At 63.0% G+C, this 16263-nt stretch carries 15 protein-coding genes; 14 read left to right on the forward strand and 1 reads right to left on the reverse strand.

What is annotated here, in order from left to right; translation table 11 throughout:
• Positions 1-9 precede the first annotated feature (9 nt).
• From M2343_RS11645 to M2343_RS11685, 9 genes are read left to right on the forward strand one after another with little or no spacing between them, the layout of a single operon-like run.
• On the forward strand, positions 10-4038 hold the full coding sequence (locus M2343_RS11645; RefSeq protein WP_264576784.1) for a phage tail length tape measure family protein: 4029 nt from the start codon (positions 10-12) through the stop codon (positions 4036-4038).
• The gene (locus M2343_RS11650) at positions 4035-4883 is read left to right on the forward strand and encodes a hypothetical protein (protein WP_264576785.1); all 849 of its coding nucleotides are present in this window, start codon (positions 4035-4037) and stop codon (positions 4881-4883) included. Before M2343_RS11645 ends, M2343_RS11650 begins: the two co-directional genes overlap by 4 nt.
• The gene (locus tag M2343_RS11655) at positions 4880-7150 is read left to right on the forward strand and encodes a collagen-like protein (protein ID WP_264576786.1); all 2271 of its coding nucleotides are present in this window, start codon (positions 4880-4882) and stop codon (positions 7148-7150) included. Before M2343_RS11650 ends, M2343_RS11655 begins: the two co-directional genes overlap by 4 nt.
• Positions 7151-7156: 6 nt before the next feature.
• The gene (locus M2343_RS11660) at positions 7157-7420 is read left to right on the forward strand and encodes a hypothetical protein (RefSeq protein ID WP_264576787.1); all 264 of its coding nucleotides are present in this window, start codon (positions 7157-7159) and stop codon (positions 7418-7420) included.
• Complete coding sequence (locus M2343_RS11665; protein WP_264576788.1) at positions 7420-8142, forward strand: hypothetical protein; 723 nt, start codon at positions 7420-7422, stop codon at positions 8140-8142. The genes M2343_RS11660 and M2343_RS11665 overlap by 1 nt, the downstream gene beginning before the upstream one ends.
• Before the next feature lie 31 nt (positions 8143-8173).
• On the forward strand, positions 8174-8446 hold the full coding sequence (locus tag M2343_RS11670) for a hypothetical protein (RefSeq protein WP_264576789.1): 273 nt from the start codon (positions 8174-8176) through the stop codon (positions 8444-8446).
• A gap of 7 nt (positions 8447-8453) precedes the next feature.
• Entirely contained in the window at positions 8454-9110 is a 657-nt protein-coding gene (locus tag M2343_RS11675; RefSeq protein ID WP_264576790.1) for a DUF4376 domain-containing protein, read from the forward strand.
• Between the two features lie 21 nt (positions 9111-9131).
• Positions 9132-9530, forward strand: coding sequence for a hypothetical protein (locus M2343_RS11680; protein WP_264576791.1), 399 nt, complete (start codon positions 9132-9134; stop codon positions 9528-9530).
• A gap of 37 nt (positions 9531-9567) precedes the next feature.
• On the forward strand, positions 9568-13263 hold the full coding sequence (locus tag M2343_RS11685; RefSeq protein ID WP_264576792.1) for a fibronectin type III domain-containing protein: 3696 nt from the start codon (positions 9568-9570) through the stop codon (positions 13261-13263).
• Here the strand turns inward: M2343_RS11685 and M2343_RS11690 are convergent.
• Positions 13194-13820 carry a PEPxxWA-CTERM sorting domain-containing protein gene (locus M2343_RS11690; protein ID WP_264576793.1) on the reverse strand — a complete coding sequence of 209 codons (627 nt, stop codon included), beginning with the start codon at positions 13818-13820 and terminating at the stop codon, positions 13194-13196. The genes M2343_RS11685 and M2343_RS11690 overlap by 70 nt on opposite strands.
• 252 nt (positions 13821-14072) lie before the next feature.
• On the opposite strand from M2343_RS11690, the gene M2343_RS11695 reads away from it, so the two are divergent.
• Genes M2343_RS11695 through M2343_RS11715 form a run of 5 tightly spaced genes read left to right on the forward strand, consistent with a single transcriptional unit; the run spans position 14073 to position 15816 of the window.
• Positions 14073-14441: a hypothetical protein gene (locus tag M2343_RS11695; RefSeq protein WP_264603891.1), complete on the forward strand. Its 369-nt coding sequence runs from the start codon at positions 14073-14075 to the stop codon at positions 14439-14441.
• Positions 14438-14668: a hypothetical protein gene (locus M2343_RS11700; RefSeq protein WP_264576795.1), complete on the forward strand. Its 231-nt coding sequence runs from the start codon at positions 14438-14440 to the stop codon at positions 14666-14668. Before M2343_RS11695 ends, M2343_RS11700 begins: the two co-directional genes overlap by 4 nt.
• Entirely contained in the window at positions 14658-15146 is a 489-nt protein-coding gene (locus M2343_RS11705; protein ID WP_264576796.1) for a lysozyme, read from the forward strand. The genes M2343_RS11700 and M2343_RS11705 overlap by 11 nt, the downstream gene beginning before the upstream one ends.
• Positions 15143-15541 (forward strand): hypothetical protein, encoded by a 399-nt coding sequence (locus M2343_RS11710; protein ID WP_264576797.1) that lies wholly within the window; start codon positions 15143-15145, stop codon positions 15539-15541. Before M2343_RS11705 ends, M2343_RS11710 begins: the two co-directional genes overlap by 4 nt.
• Positions 15538-15816 carry a hypothetical protein gene (locus M2343_RS11715; protein ID WP_264576798.1) on the forward strand — a complete coding sequence of 93 codons (279 nt, stop codon included), beginning with the start codon at positions 15538-15540 and terminating at the stop codon, positions 15814-15816. Before M2343_RS11710 ends, M2343_RS11715 begins: the two co-directional genes overlap by 4 nt.
• Positions 15817-16263 lie beyond the last annotated feature (447 nt).

Genomic DNA, 16263 nt, shown 5'->3' on the forward strand with positions numbered 1-16263 from the left:
AGGCGTTTCATGGATGACGGGACGCCGACCCTTGAGGTTGGCTTTGCCATCGAAACCAGCGGCTCATTTGAGGAGCTTATGCGCCTCCAAGAGGCCATGGGTTCGACTGAGGCTAAGGTGGTGGCGGAAGCTGCCCGGATCGAGCAGGCAACCGGCGGAATGGTGAAGGTCGGCGGCGCCACCGCGCAGGTGACGGCGTTCGGTAATGCCGCCACGCGCGAAATGCGGGAGGTCGCCCGCGAGACCGCGCGCGCTGAACGATCGGGTGAGGCGATGGTGAGGCAACTCACCCGGCAGGTCGAGACCTTCGGTAAGACGGCGTCCGAAATTCGGCAGATGCGAGCCGAGCTCCGCGCCGTCGAGGCCGAGAATCGAGGGCTGACGGAGCTTGCTGGGCGTTTGCGCGCCGCGAGCGCTCAAATGGATATTCTCGAAGCGAGCAGCGGGAAAATGGGCGCGACGAGTGCGCGCTCGCGCCATACGATGATGCAGTTCGGCATGCAGATGAACGACGTGGCCACGATGGCTGCGCTCGGCGCTCCTCCCATGCAGATCTTTGCATCCCAGATCGGACAGATCGTCCAAGTCGCACAGGGGGCCGAAGGCGGGGTTAAAGGTTTCAGCGCGCAGCTGGGTGGCCTGATTGTCCGCTTTGCTCCATTCGCCATCGCCATCGGCGTCGCGGCTGGAGCACTCGCGCTTTTCCAGCGCTCCATGTCGGCGGGCGTCGACACTCAGGCAATGATCGACGGCCTTGGCCTCACGAAAGACGAGATCGAGAAGCTCGAAAACACCACCGCGACCTTCGGCGACACGATGACCGCGACCTTTCAGGTAATCGCGCAGCGAATCGGCATCGATATGGATGCAATTCGCGGCTTCTTCAGCGACGCACTGGATTTCATGACCACTGCCGGCCGGGTGGCCTTGGCCGGCATCTACTCCAGCTTCGTCGGCACATTCCGCGCGATCAGCGCGATCGTGCAGGGCGTCTTCTCGGGGAAGAGCATCGACGAGATAATGACAGATGTGGGCAACAGCTACACAGGAGCATTCGAGCAGGCGAACAACGCAATGCTCAAATTCGGCCGGGATGTGCAGGCCCAGATCAGCTCCAACAAGCTTGCGGACCTCCGTAAGCAGGCGGCCGAGATCAAGGAAGATCGCACTCCGAAGACGAAGAAGATCAGCGACGAACAGCGAGCCTATGAAGCCGCTGTGAAGGCGGCAGACAACTACATTGCGGCCGTTCAGAAGGAAGCTGCGCAGCTCGGCAAGACCGCCAAGGAAATCCGCCTGATGGAGGACGCAGTCCAGCGGCTAAACGCACCGCTTCAAAAGCAAAAGCAGTTGATCGACGAAGCTGCGGCGGCCCGTGAGGCTGCCTATAGCCGCCAGTCCGCGGAGGATTTCCGGACCAATGTCATGCGCCCGCTGCAGGACGAACTTGCGCTCTACGGCTTGGTCGGCGCGGAGCGGGCCGCCGCAGCGCTCGAACTCGAAAAGGAATCCTTCCTGCTCGCCCACAAGGATGACGGGCTGGAGGTGGCGATGCAGCGCTGGCGCGAATATCACGCGCTGAAATCAGAGCTGATCGGCAAGGACGCCGCCGCAGAGCGCGAAGAGGAAGCGCTCAAGCGGATGAATGAGCAGCTCGGTTATCTGATCTTTTCGCTCAATGACGCAGGCGATGCATTCGCGCGGGCATTTGGGCCTGCCGGCGGCGCGCTCGCCGATATGACGGCTGCTCTTGTCCGCCATGCCGATCAGCAGCGCGAACTGAACAAGCTGGTGAAGGACGGCGCTATTTCGCAGGCGGAGGCCGCGCGGCGCTCGGGCAGGATGCAGGTCGCGACGTTCGGTGACATGACAGCGGCGGCCAAGGGCTTCTTCAAGGAAGGCAGCGGCGGGTACAAGGCGCTGGAAGCTGCCGAAAAGGCCTTCCGCGCAGTGCAGTTTGCGCTCTCGGTGCGCGCCATGGCGCAGGATATGGCCGAGACCGCGTCCACGCTCGTCAACAGCGGCATCCGAACGGCAAAGCTGGCCGTCGAGGCCGTGGTGAAGGCGATCAGCAGCCTGCCGTTTCCGCTCAATCTCGTCGCAGGCGCGGCGACGGCCGGCGCCATTGCGACGCTGGGTGTGGCCATTGCCGGATCATTCGGCGGGGGCGGCAATGTCGCACCCAGCAACACCGGGACCGGGACGGTGCTGGGCGATTCCAGCGCGCAGTCGGAATCGATCAAGCGCGCGATCGACCAGTTGAAGGAGGTCGACACCGTTATGCTGAGCTATTCGCGCCAGATGGCCGCGTCGCTCCGGTCGATCGAGGGCCAGATTGGCGGCCTCGCTTCGCTGGTCGTGCGCTCCGGGAACATCAACGCGGATTCGAATGTGGCGCAGGGCTTCAAGCCCAACCTGATCGGGTCAGTGCTGGGCGCCATTCCGATCATCGGCGGCTTTCTCGGCAGTCTGTTCGGCTCGCGCACCGATGTCATCGGCAGCGGCCTGTATGGCGGCCCGCAGTCGCTGGGCAGCGTGCTTGGTAGTGGGTTCGATGCCAGCTATTATTCCGATGTCCAGAAGACGAAGAAATTCCTCGGAATCGTAACCGGGCGCTCGCAGTCTACCCAGTTTTCTGAAGCAGATGCCGGGCTTGAGGCGCAGTTCACGCTGCTCCTGCGCCAGTTCAATGACGCCATCGTTGCGGCCGCTGGCCCGCTCGGTGCCGCCACCTCGGACATCCAGAACCGCCTCAACAGCTTCGTCGTCAATCTCGGCAAAATCGACCTGAAGGATCTGACCGGCCAGGAAATCGAAGAGAAGCTGAACGCGGTGTTCGGCGCGGCGGCCGACGATATGGCAAAGGCGGCCTTCCCGTACATCGCCGAGTTCCAGAAGGTGGGCGAAGGCGCGTTCGAGACGCTGGTGCGCGTCGCTTCGACGGTCGAGGCCGTCAGCAGCAGTCTCGACCTGCTGGGGGCCTCGGCGCAGGGCATGGGCCTCGCCGCGAAGGTCGGCCTGGCCGAGCAGTTCGACAGCATCAGCGACCTGACCGGTGCTGCGCAGGCCTATTTCGAGACCTATTACAGCCGCGAGGAGCAGGCGGCGGCGCGCACGGCGCAGATGGCCGGTGTGTTCCGCAGCCTCGGCATGGCGATGCCCGCGACACTGTCCGGCTTCCGCGCGCTGGTCGAGGCGCAGGATCTGACGACGGAGGCCGGGCGCGAGACCTATGCCACCCTGCTGAAGCTGGCTCCGGCATTCGCTGACCTCAAGACAGCCATGGACGGCGCGAAGAGCGCGGCTGACATCCTCGCCGAACGGCAGGGCCTGCAACGCCAGCTGCTGGAGCTGCGCGGTGACACCGCTGCGCTGCGGGCATTGGAACTTGCGAAGCTGGATGAGAGCAACCGCGCGCTGCAGGTGCAAATCTGGGCGATCCAGGACGCGCAGGAGGCCGCCCGGGCGGCCGACGAGTTGCGCAAGGCCTGGCAGAGCGTCGGCGACAGCATCAAGGCCGAGGTGGACCGTATCCGTGGCCTCAACACTGCCAGCAGCGATGGCGGGTTCGCGTCGATCCTCGGCCGCTTCAATGCTGCCAATCAGGCGGCACGAGGCGGCGACATGGACGCGGCAAAGAGCCTGCCCGGCCTCTCACAGGCGCTGTTGAACGCTGCGGCCCAGACCGCGACCAGCCGGCAGGAACTGGCGCGCATTCAGGCGCAGACCGCCGCCAGCCTCGAAGCGACCAACGCGGCGATTGCCAAGCTTGGCGTGATCGCCGAGCCGTCTGACGCTTCGCTGCTCGCCTCGGGCGGCGATGCACAGGCGAACGGTCAGCCCGGCACCGACGCCGAGAAGAGCGAGCTGCGCCGGGCGCTGGAGGATTTGCGCGCCGAACTCGCCGGGCTGCGCGCCGAGAACAACGCCGGCCACGCCGCCACGGCTGGCAACACCGGCAAAATTGCCCGCACGCTCGACAATGTGACGGCAGCGAGCGGCGGTGACGCCATCGCCACCGTCGGAGTTGCGGCATGAAGGTCATCGAGCCGGTGGCGATCACCGATGGCGTTCTCATCGCCAGCTCCGTCCTCGAGAATGAATTTCCCGAGTGGTCGGCTGGCACGACCTACGAGCTGGGGGACCGGGTCATCCGGGCCGCGACGCACCGGATCTACGAGAGCGCCGCTTCGGACAATGTCGGCAATGATCCGGTGAACCCGGCCAGCGTGCAGTGGTTCGCCCTTGGCCCGACAAACCGCTGGAGCATGTTCGACGAGGCGCTTGCCGCGCCCACGACCGCCGCGGGCAGCATTTCCGTGACGGTGGCTCCCGGCGAGGTGGATGGCGTGGCGATCGTGCTCCCGGTGGCGGAGACCGCGCGCGTGGAAGTCATTCAGGACGATCTGACCGTCTATGACGAGGTGCAGGATGTGCCAGCTGTCGGCGGCAAGACGGTGGTCACCTTCCTCGATCTGCCTAAGGTCGGGCCGGTGCAGGTCCGTGTCACCCTCGAAGGGCCGGGCGACGTGTCCGTCGCAGAACTGCTCGTCGGCAATGTGCTCTACCTTGGCCAGACTGAGGCATCGCCGAGCATCGGAATCGTCGATTACAGCAAGCGCACGACCGACGATTTCGGCGTCACCACGATCACAGTGCGCGATTGGGCCAAAACGATGACGCTGCGAACGCGCATCGAGAGCGATGACGTCGACGACATCGTGACCCGCGTGGCTGCGCTGCGCGCGCGGCCGACCGTGTGGCTCGGCGAGGAAGGGTTCGCCAGCCTGACCATCTACGGGTTTTACAAGAATTTCGCGATCGATCTGGCTTTGCCGACCATGTCCTTCGCGTCGTTCAGCGTGGAAGGCCTCGCCGCATGAAGGTCGTCCAGCCGCTCCGCGTCACTGACGTCGTTCTGGCGTCGAGCAGCGTGCCGGAAAACGATTTCCCACTGTGGTCGGGGATTGTGCCCTATGCGAAGGGCGCTCGGGTCATCAGCGGACATCGGGTGTTCGAGAGCCTCGCCGCCGGCAACATCGCGAACGACCCTTCGACCTCGGTGGGCCGGTGGAGCGAGATCGGCGCCACGAATCGCTGGGCGATGTTTGACGAGGCGGTCGGGTCGCTGACGGAGGCGACCGGCTCGATTGAGGTCGTGCTTGCCCCCGGCGCTGGCATCGACACGATCGGGGCACTCGATACCGACGCCACTGCCATGCGCGTGCAGATCGAGGATGGCGGATACACGATCTACGACGAGACCATCGAAGAGGCCGGCGAAGATGGCCGGTCGTCGTCGATCCTGTTTTCCGGGCTTCCAGCCGCCGATGCGCCGCTGATCACGGTGACGCTCACGGCGCCGGGCAGCGTCACCGTTGGCACGTTGATCGTGGGAACGACGATAGACCTCGGCACGACGGAAGCCGGGCCATCGGTGGGCATCAACGATTTCAGCCGCCGCAGCACCGACGATTTCGGTGTGACGACTGTCGTGGAGCGCGCCTGGGCGAAGCGAATGACGCTGCGGTCGATGATCCCGACAAGCGCGGTGGATGACGTGCAGGCGCGGCTGGCGGATCTCCGCGCGACGCCCGCGCTGTGGATCGGCAGCGAGGCTTTCGAAAGCCTCGTCATCTACGGCTATTACAAAGAGTTCGCGGTTGACTTGGCGTTCGAGACGGTCAGCTATTGCTCCCTCACGATCGAGGGGCTGACCAAGGCGGCCCAGATCGTCACGGCGCAGTCGCCGCTCGCAGCATTTCTCACAAACGAGAGCGTGACGCTTCCGGCCGACGAGACCGGCGACATCGCCAGCTATGCCGACGCGGCTGGTCGCTTCATTGTGTTCGCGGGGCTAGAGGATGTTTCGGACCAGTTCGATCTTTCGACGCAGGCCAATCCCAGCGGCCTCACCGTCGAATATAGCGGTCAGGACTATGCTGTCACCGGCGGCATGGAGGGGCTATCGGGTGCGTCCGTCACCATTCGGGCGACAGGCCGGGGCGATTATGCGGGCCTGACGGTCGACAAGCAATTCACGCTGGCAACGGCGGCTGGTGGAGCCTCGGCCAAGCTGCTGACCGTGCTGAGCGACCGCCAGACCATCGCCTATAATGCTGCCGGCCTCCCCACGCCGACGACGCAGACGATCACGCTCTCGGTCAACAAGCAGAACACCGCGGCGGTGGTGCAATGGACGCTGACCGACGCGGCCGGCGCTGACCGCTATCCTGTCACCACGTTCCTTTCGGCCGCGACGGGTGACACGGTCACGATGACCGAGGCGCAGTTCAACGCGGCGCGCAATGGCACCAGTGGCGTGATCGTGACCGCCTCGCTGACCGACGGCGCCACCGTTCGCGACAAGATCAGCATCGTCCGCGTCCAAGAGGGAGCCAAGGGCGAGGATGGTGCACCGGGCAGCCCTGGCGCTCCGGGTGAACCGGGCGAGCCCGGCGCGCCTGGCAGTCCGGGAGCGCCTGGCCCCGCCGGGCTCAGCCTTGAGGCCAGCCGCAAGGCGGTTTCGGTCTGGGCCTATGCAAATGGCGGTGTGGTGAGTTGGGCCGAAGCGGCTGGACTGCTGAAGGTGCGGCGGGGCGATACCGATGTGACCGCATCAGCCACGCTGTCGGCCACGCCCAGCAGCGGGGTGACGGGCACGATCAACACGGCGGCCGATACCCCCGTGGCTGGCCAGCCGAAGGGCTACTATCGCGTCACAGGCATGAGCGGGGACACCGGGACGCTGACGCTGACGGCCGTCATAGACGGGGTCACGCTAACCGAGACCTTTTCCATCGCCAAGACGAAGGGCGGCTACGAAATCGTCTCCATGCTGCCGGTGGGCGATCTGTTCGTGGGCCGGGTCGTCTTCCTGCAATCGGACAGCAAGCTCTACCGCTACAATGGCTCAGCATGGACCAAGTCCGTCGACGGCGGGGACATTCTCGTCAACTCGATCACGACGAACGCGATCGGCGCGGGACAAGTCACCGCTGCCAAGATGGGAGTAACCGAATTGTCGGCCATCACGGCGATCATCGGCGAACTAAGCAGCGGGCCGACCGGCCAGCGCTTCAAGATGATGACGAACGGCCTTGAGCTTTACGATTATGCCAACATGCTCCGCATCGAAGTGACGCTCTGACGGGCCATGCCGAGGCTGAGAATAAGGGACGGGGCGGGCAACATCCTCGTGGATGAGAGCGTCCGCACAGGTCGCAGGGCATCTGAAATCGCCATCACGGCGCCGACCGGCAGCTTTTCTGTCGCTGGTCTCAGTGAGGGTGAGCCGTGGGACGTATTCGCCACCGGGAGCATCGGCGGGGCGCCGGTCGTCTCTTACGCGGGCGACAACGGCTCGTGGACATGGGAGGGTGACTTCGTTCCGGGCACTCTGATGGTGGGCGTTTACTGATGCCGGTGCGATTCCGCACGCCAGACGGCAGGGTGCAGTTCAGCACGCAATTCGCGAACTATTGCCTCGCTGCGAAGGGGACGATCACGTCCTACTCCTCCTGGGCAAGCCCCGGCATCAGCTTGCGGGTGTTCTCGATCAGCTACAACAGCACAGGCTATGCCCGGCCGCTCTGCGCAGTCCGCGGCGGTGCATTTCTGAGCGTAACGAACTCGGGCACCACCTACACATTCAGTTTCCTGCTGCCGTCGACCGTGAGCACGCTGGACTATTACATCTTCGACCAGCTGGCGCTCATGCCGGCGCTGTTCGGCATGAACGTGTGGTCGGACGCATGGCAGTTGATCTACTCCAGCGATTACAAGCCGCTGAGGGTGCGGGATGTCGTCAAGGGCAGCTGCGGATTCCTGACAGATGCGTACGCAACGAACCCCAACAAGGCTTCGTCCGAGAGCTTCTTCTACGAGAGTGGGCGGGACTATCTGCCGATCCTCGCCCGGCCGTCGTTCGCGAAATCATACCTGTATCAAGGCGCAGGGAACTACCGGCTTTCGACGTGGATCGTCTCGGCTGGGCCGCTCAATCCTGTCGTCGGATACGGCATCAGCCAGGGCATGACCCGCTATTCGGCCGAGAGCGCGACGACGACAGAGCCCAATCCCGCGCTGCAGCGCTTTGCGCTGTCCCGCGGCATCCTCGTGGCCGACGTCACCAACTTCTGACCTCCTCTCACCTCTGAAAAGGACCATCACCATGTTTGCGACCGCCCTCATCATGAGCGCGGCGCTGGCGGCTGCGCCGGCGCCTGCTGAAGCCTCCAAGCCCGTCACCATCCTGCTCGATCAGACCGACCAGTGCGGCATTGGCCGCGTGGCCTATGATCAGCGCGCGCAGAGCCGCCGCAAGGCCGAAGCCCTCAAGCGCAAGCTGGAGAAGGAAGGCCGGGAGGTGCGCCTTGTCATCCTGCACCCGGGCACCAAGCTGGACGGCACGCCTGGTCCGCTGGTGATGAACCCGGCCTGCTGATCTGGCGATGCACATCCTCAAGTCCGCCATTGTGGCGCATACCGGCGCGGCGGTCACAATCCATCGCGTCTACGCCGTTCAGTGGGCGAACGATCAGACCGTCGTCACGGTGAATTCGTTCGTCGATGAAGAAACCCCGGGCATCGCGTGGCAGGAGCGTTACGAGATCCCCGGCGCGCTGCCTGACATGCCGACAGTCACGGCATGGCTCACCGGCCCCGAAGGTCCGCTCGCTGGCGGCTCCATCATCGAGAGCGTGCTGACTGACCTCGATGTCGCCCGGCGGAAGGCATGGGATCGCATCAAGGCCGTGCGAAGCGCCGTCGAATATGGCGGCGCCGAAACCAGCTTCGGCCGCGTCGATACTGATCAGGAGAGCAGGGCCCGGCTCTCCGGGGCGGTTACCGCCGCGTCGATTGTCCTCAACAACAGCCCAGATGAGCCGTGGTCGATCGATTGGACGATGGCCGACAACACGGCCTCGACCTTCAATGCTCCGCAGATCGTCCAGCTGGGCCTTGAGGTGGCCGCGCATGTCGATGCTGCCCACGCGCGCGCGCGCATTCTGCGGGCGGCGATCAACGCGGCCGAGACGGTCGACGAGCTTCACCTCATCGGCTGGGACAGCCTCACTGAAGACGAGCCAGAACCCGCCACCCCCTGATCCACGAGGAGGCCGCCCCAGATGGCGAATCCAAAGTCGGCGCGCGTCGTGCGCTATGAGCCTGATCCGAGCGACATCGTCCCGTTTGTCATGGAAATCTCGCGCGGGAACAACACCGCCGACATCCTCCAGCCCGGCGAGAAGATCGTTACCTTCGACCTCCAGCCGAGCACCACGGGCGAGCAAGCGGGCCTCGTCATTCTGACCACCGCCGGCCGCGAGCCGTCGATTCAGGACGACGACCCCGACACGCGGCCGCGCATCGGCTTCTGGTTCAGCATTGGCGAAGACATGCGCGACAGCGCGCTGTTCGACCAGCCGGACGGGTTCATTATCGGCGTCGAGTGCACGATCACGACCGATGCCGACCCGTCGATCACCAAGCAATTCACCATGCTCATCCGGGTCAGAAACAACTGACTTCGACCGCGACCAATTCCCGCAAGGATCTCCAGCTATGACCCTCGTTCCCGCGTCCCGCGTCATGATCATGCGCCAGGAAGGCAAATCGCTTCAGGGCACCGCGCCGGTCTCCTACCCCGTTACGGACGCGCCCGTCCCGACCGTTCCCGGACAGTTCAGCGCCGGCCAGTGGAGCCTCATGCGCACGGGCTCAAGCAACGCTCTGGCGGTCGCCCTCGCGAGCCTGCCTGCCACAGGCGGATCGCCTATCACGACTGTCAAATATCGCATTGACGGCGGCGCAGCGATCGACGCTGAAACGACGGGGGATTTCACCATTCCGGGGCTGACGCTTGGTACGCCGTACAGCGTCCAGATCCTGGCCCGTAACAGCGTGGGCGATGGAGCGTGGAGCGTCGCCAAGGTGGCGACGCCAGCCATGGTGCCGAGCGCCCCAACCCTGTCCGCTGAGCCTGCCGATGGCGCAAACATAATCGACTGGAGCGATGGCGCTGCCAATGGAGCCGCTATCACAGCGCGCCGGCTCTACGCGAGCCTCGTCGCCGGCTTCACGCCTGGCCCGGGTAATCTCATCGCGACCAATCCAACTTTCCCGTTCGCCGACACGCCGCGCGCGAATGGCACCCCGGTTTATTACAAGGGTGTCAGTGAGAATGAGTTCGGGCCTAGCCTGCCGTCGGATCAAATTAATTCGACACCAGCAGCGGAAGCTGTGGTGCAGGTCGTGCCCCGCTACAATGTCACGCTCAGCCGCTGGGAGGTGGCCAATGCGAGCGCGTTCCCCGGCGCGACCTATGTCTACAAGGATGAGGACAGCGCGACGCTGGCGACCACGACAAGCGACTATCTGGCGGGGTCGACGACCGCCAAGGGCGTGACGATCGAGGTGCAGGGGCAGCCTGCTACCAAGTCGGTCCTGTGCTTCAAGCGGGCCAATACCCGGATATTCGATATCAATCTGGCCGATTATGAAGACGGCACGCGGCTGAACACGATTCCCGGCGTGCAGTGCGTCGACGACTATACCATTCAGGGCGGCAAGATCAGCGTGCCGAGCAAGATCACGACGCCAATCACCTTCGTGGCAGGCGGCGGGGCCGTCGCGCAGCCGGGGTCGTTCCTCAATCAGAGCATCGTTTACACCATCGACAATGCCGGTGTGTCGGGCGGGTCTGACTATGAGGGTGCGCGGGAGTGCTCCATGCAGGTCAGCGCTGCTGATCGGCGCCTCATCGTAGTGTCACGTGGGCAATTCACCGAGATCCTTCGCCAGCGCGGCGGCACTTACACGTCACTTGCGCCGTTCACGAGTCAATGGGACGGCACGTCGGGCATCCCCAATGGAACGACGTTCAAGAGCCTTGCCCGGCAAGTCGGCGGGGTGCCATACCTCAGCTCCTTCATCAAAAAGCCGGATGCCAGCTTTAAACGCTGGGCGCCCGCCGACACTGGAGCGGGCATCGCATATAATGCATCGGGTACAGCACTAGAGCCAGGCAATGCCGTGAGGCTTGGCGGCGTGAATAGCGAGTATAACGGCAGCAACTACCCCAAGGCCCTGTACCAAGGCCGCATCATCATCGAGCAGTCCGCGCCGCTGGCCATCAATGTCTATGATGCCGTTCCCCTCGCGCCGGATATCGACAACCCTTTCCGTATCCAGCTGACCGGGCACAGCGAACTGGCCGGGCTCCATGAGGCTTGCGTTCTCGATCCGGACAGCCGGCAAGCCTCGCCCTTCCAGACGTTCACGCCGTCCAGCAACCTATTCGACTTCCCCCTAACCGTGCCAGACGCGGTGCTCGATTATGACTTTGCAGACGTGCTGATTGGCAAAGTCGGCGACCCTAGTTCGCGGGTCATCTGGAAAGACATAGCAATCCCAGCATGGCGGCCGATCGCCCGCAACTTCCTGCAGGGCGTCAACACGGGATCAATCGGCTCTTCTTCTCCAATGATTTTTGCGGATCGGGCGCTGCAAATCCGCTGGGTTTATGTCACGATTAACGGCTATCAAATCGACCCCTATAACACTGGCCTTACCCCCCCGACGGTCAACGGCCTCCCTCGCGGCAGGATCGAGGACGCCGCCTGGAATTTCACCGGGCACTCGGATGGCGGCGCACGTGGCTTTGCTCCGGTCCTCATCGAAGGCGACGATACGAACCTATCCGCCGACGATGCGACGGAAGGTTTCAGCGGCGCTATCTTCCCCTATGGCACTGGCGGCCGCTGGCGCTTCGAGATGGGCTTTACACCAGGACACTACACAATTGGCACTGCCGCGCGCGGTGCCGCTTCCCCGCTCAGCAACTTCTCTTACAATAGCACCGGCTTTTCTTGCGATGTTCAGGAGAAGGGGCCGCTGGGAAACGTCACGACCTGGCTGCCGATCTTCCCGACGCAGAATGGCGGCAAGGGCGTCGACCACCCCGACGGCATACCAGTCAGCTTCATCCGCACAGCCGATGCTGGCGGCACGCCCGTACCGGCCCCGACAAACATGCTGCTCCCGAGCGTTCTCGCGGCCTATGGTCGGGAGAAGATCATTCGCTGTATGCATGAGCATATGGGCGGGCAGGCCATCGCCAACACGCTCACGAGCTATCCGCACAGCGAAAGCCAGTGGTCGGACATGGATAGGTTCATCGACTTGGTGCAGAGCTTTGGCCCTCAGGCCAGAGCGTGGAAGTGCCAGCCCATCTATAGGGTCGAGAGCGCGCCGAACGTGATCGACCCGTTCGGAAGCTACCTCCGCGTGTTTGAAAACTTGGCGGGTGATCGCCAGCGCCTTCACGCCCGGAGCGATTACACGCATGAGGCTTATGTGGAGACCTCCAACGAGGTGTTCAACTTCGTCGCGCCGTATAGCGGCTACAATGCGCCTCTGCTGACGCAGGCCAATGTGATGGGGTTCTTCTCCGGCATGTCCGCCGGCGGAACGAAAGACCTCTACCAAAAGCAAACGATGTCAGCATGGTGGACGAACGCCATTGCCCGCTTCTACAACGAGGGCGTGGTGCCGGACCTCACTGGGCTTGGCTTCCCCGATGTGAGCCACCTGGCCAATCCGGCGCAGGCTATGGGGGGCCGCGTCCGCTCGGTCTTCGGCGTACAGGGCAATTCGCAGGGGTTCACATCGCCGAACACCATCAAACAGTGGTTCGACGAGGCTGGCGACACCTCCAACATCGCCTACATTTCGCCTTCGAGCTATATCTATTGCAATATCAACGACGCCACCCTGGTTGCTGCGCTAGACGCGAATAACATCGCGGCGGCCGTCACCCGCATCGGCGAACTGCTGACGGCTGATGTAGCGACATTCGACTCACGCCTGCGAGCGTGGTCTATTGCACTGCGCCAAGTCATCCCCAATGCAGGCATCGTCATCTATGAGGGCGGTTGGCACAATGACGGCAATCACGCCACCAACACCCGCGCGAACCGATTTATTCAGGCGTCCAATCTCTTCCGGGAAACCGTTGCGAATAAGACTATCGAAAAAGCCAACACCATTGCCCAGATCAACGCTGGGGCAATCGGCAACGCTGATTTCGTGATGTACGAAGGGTTTGCCACCAAATTGCGCCCCTCCGGTTGGACATATGTTCAGAACTTCGGAATCATGTCGGACGCAGGCAAAAAGGTTGACCCTGCCTACGCCTCCAAGCAGATGCGGGCGATTGGCCGCGACGAGATCAACGATCTCATCGAGAGCTGGGCTTGACGGCGTAGTGCGCCGCCAAGCAAGCCGAAGCCGAGGATCATCATCGCCCAGGTGGCGGGTTCGGGTACGGCATTAGGCACGACCGACACAAATACGCTGCCACCTCCTGCGCTGCCCTCATAGGTGGTTACGGTCAGGCTAGTCAGCGTTCCAGTCCCAGAGCCACCGCCCGACCCCGGCGGCAGCCCGTAAACATTGCCAAGCGCTGTTCCACCTAGAAAGCCATCTTCCGTGAGCGGCATTCCGGTCAAAATATGATCGAACTCCAACCTGAAGTTGCCATAGGTGTGCTCGTTTTCGTTTCTGCCAATCACCGAGCTTCCAGCATAGAAGCAGCTCACAGGCGGTGTGCACCAGTAGCCCATCATGTCCTGCGCCGGAAAAATCGCGTCGACATAGATCATCCCGGTGAACTCAGCGGTGCCCTTTCCAGTGTCCATATAGCCACTGGCAGGTCCGCTGGCCTGGTAGTGCACTACGGTTGCTGCCTGCGCAGGCATCGCGATCACGGCCAGCACGGCCGCGAGTAACAGTCTCAGCATGAAGGCGGCGACCATGCGCCGCCATCACGATTCGCCAAAGTAATAATCGTTAACCGTTGTTGGCTCCGCCGGGGTCAGCGATGAAATTGTCTCGTCTTGGAACAAGGGCACCAGATATGTTGCTGAATATTAGGCCGGCGCTCGTGCAACCGGGCGGCCGGGTTCTCGCGTGCTCCGGGGAGCCGCAGACCGGTACTTTCGATGCCGGATAGTGGGGGCACGCCGCTGCCGTCTGTCGATCTGGGAAATGCAGCTCAGTTCAAAGCAATGATGCAACAGACCGCAGAGATGGCTCTGCAAGGTCAGGACGCGCGATTCCTCCAGGTCGAGTTACTGCTGCAGGACATGAAGAAGCAAATCGGCCAAATTTCCCCATCCCATGAACCAAAAGAGCCTGAAACCCCGCCACCTCTCAAGTGGGCAGGCATGATGGCAAGCGCCGTCATGACCGCCGGCGCCGGAGCGGTGCTGTTCTGGTTGGTCTCCAGTGTGAACGAGATGCAGCAAACGCTGGTGCGGATCGATGAGCGGCAGAAGGCGCAAGTCGAAACCTTGGACAGCCGATTTTCCGACCACGAGCGGCGCATTGTGCGCCTTGAACGAGCAAGCACAGAAAAGGAGATCGGCGAGCGATGAAGCTCTTGGACCGCATCCGCGCGTGGCTGATCGATGATTGGCCCGAGGTCTGGAAGCGATGGTCTGTTCAGATCACCGCGCTGATGATCGCCACGCAGGCAGTTTGGGCCGCCGTGCCCGAGGAGGCGCGCATGATCCTGCCTGGGCCTCAATACATTGGCATCGGCCTCGGCATCGCCGCGCTCATTGCTACCATCTTCAAACAAGGGAAAAGCGATGACCAGTAAGACGAAGTCGGCCGCGGCCGGCCGCGCTGTTGGTGCCGCCTTCATTGGCCTGGCGATTATGATCACGGCGCCGCTGATCGAGCGGTGGGAGGGCACCCGCACCGATCCCTATCGGGATCTTGGAGGCGTATGGACGGTCTGCACCGGAGAAACGCGCGTTGAGATGCGCCGCTATACCGCCGCGGAGTGTCAGGCGATGCTCGACACCACGCTTGAGGTTGATTGGGCGCCCGCTGTGCTCAAGGCTGTGCCAGCGCTCAAAGATCGGCCCTATCAATTCGCGGCTGCGATCAGCCTGACCTACAATATCGGGCAAGCAGCCTTTGCCCGTTCAACAGTGGCTCGCCGCTTCAAGGCCGGCGACTGGAAGGGCGGCTGCGATGCCTTCTTGCTCTGGGTGCAGGTCAACGGCAAGCGCGTGCAGGGGCTAGTGAACAGGCGGGAGGCAGAGCGCAAGCTGTGCCTGACAAACCTGTGAACGTCGGCCCGTGGCAATATTCGGTTGGCGGCCTCGGGCTACTCTCCGCGGCCCTTGCCGGCCTGCTGTTCGTCCAGTCCGCCCGCCTCGATCGCTGTGACGACGCTCGCCGCACGCTGAATGCCGCAATCAAGGAGCATGAGCGCAACGATTTGGTGCAGGAAAAATCCATCGCCGACTTGCGGGCGGTGATCGATCGCGACAACGCCGAGACAGATCGCCGGGCGGCTTCGTTGAAGGCGCAGCAAGAGCAATATGCAAAGGCCCTCGCAGACGTCGACAAGAGGGCTGCAGAGAGCATTCGCCAGCAGCAGGCCCTTGAGGCGCTGGCAAGGGGGAAGGGGGGCATCTGCGCCGCCCCACGTGAGGTTATGGAGGCATTGAGAGGCTTATGAGGTCCATCCCTATCCTGCTGTTGCTCGCAGGCTGCACCAAGGCCCTGCCAGTCGCTTCGGCCACCCAGGTTCAGATCGTGCGCGAGGCTGTCGAGGTGCAGCGCCCCTGCGGGGTAGCAAAGCCGCCTCGCCCCGCGCCACTGCCTCGACCGCTGCCCGAGGATGCCGAGCGGCTGCTGGCGATGGTGACTGCAAAGATGATGGAATATGCCGGACCCGGCCGCTACGCTGACCGGATAGAGGCAGCGCTGGAGCAATGCACAAAGGCGAATTGAGTTCTTTGCCCTCAATGTAACGAACTCAGTGCGACATGGCCGGGAGGCCCCATTTTGGGGCATGGGTGGATCATCAGTCGGTTTGCCAGCCGAGTTGCATGCGAGAAACCATGGTCACATGCGCATCCGCTACCGGCCTATAGACCTTTGTCGGCCCATCCTCGGGCTGCATGATGAGAACGACATTCTCAGGAGGGCGCCAGTCACCAGACAGGACGAATGCGGCAAAGCTCACCCTCGACCAGCCCATTTATCCCAGCCGACCATGCGCAGAATCGACAGAGCATTTGCGCATTACTCGTTATGGTGCAATCCCTAGGTTGTACGCGTTCAAGAATACCACGAGTGCGCTGAATAAAATGATGGCCGTAATGACCGATACCTTGATAGATTTGCTCATAAAAACACCTTTGCTAACCAAGCCAAAATATTAACCGCCGCTACAAT

This window comes from Sphingobium sp. B8D3B (genome assembly GCF_025961875.1).
Classification (GTDB): domain Bacteria; phylum Pseudomonadota; class Alphaproteobacteria; order Sphingomonadales; family Sphingomonadaceae; genus Sphingobium.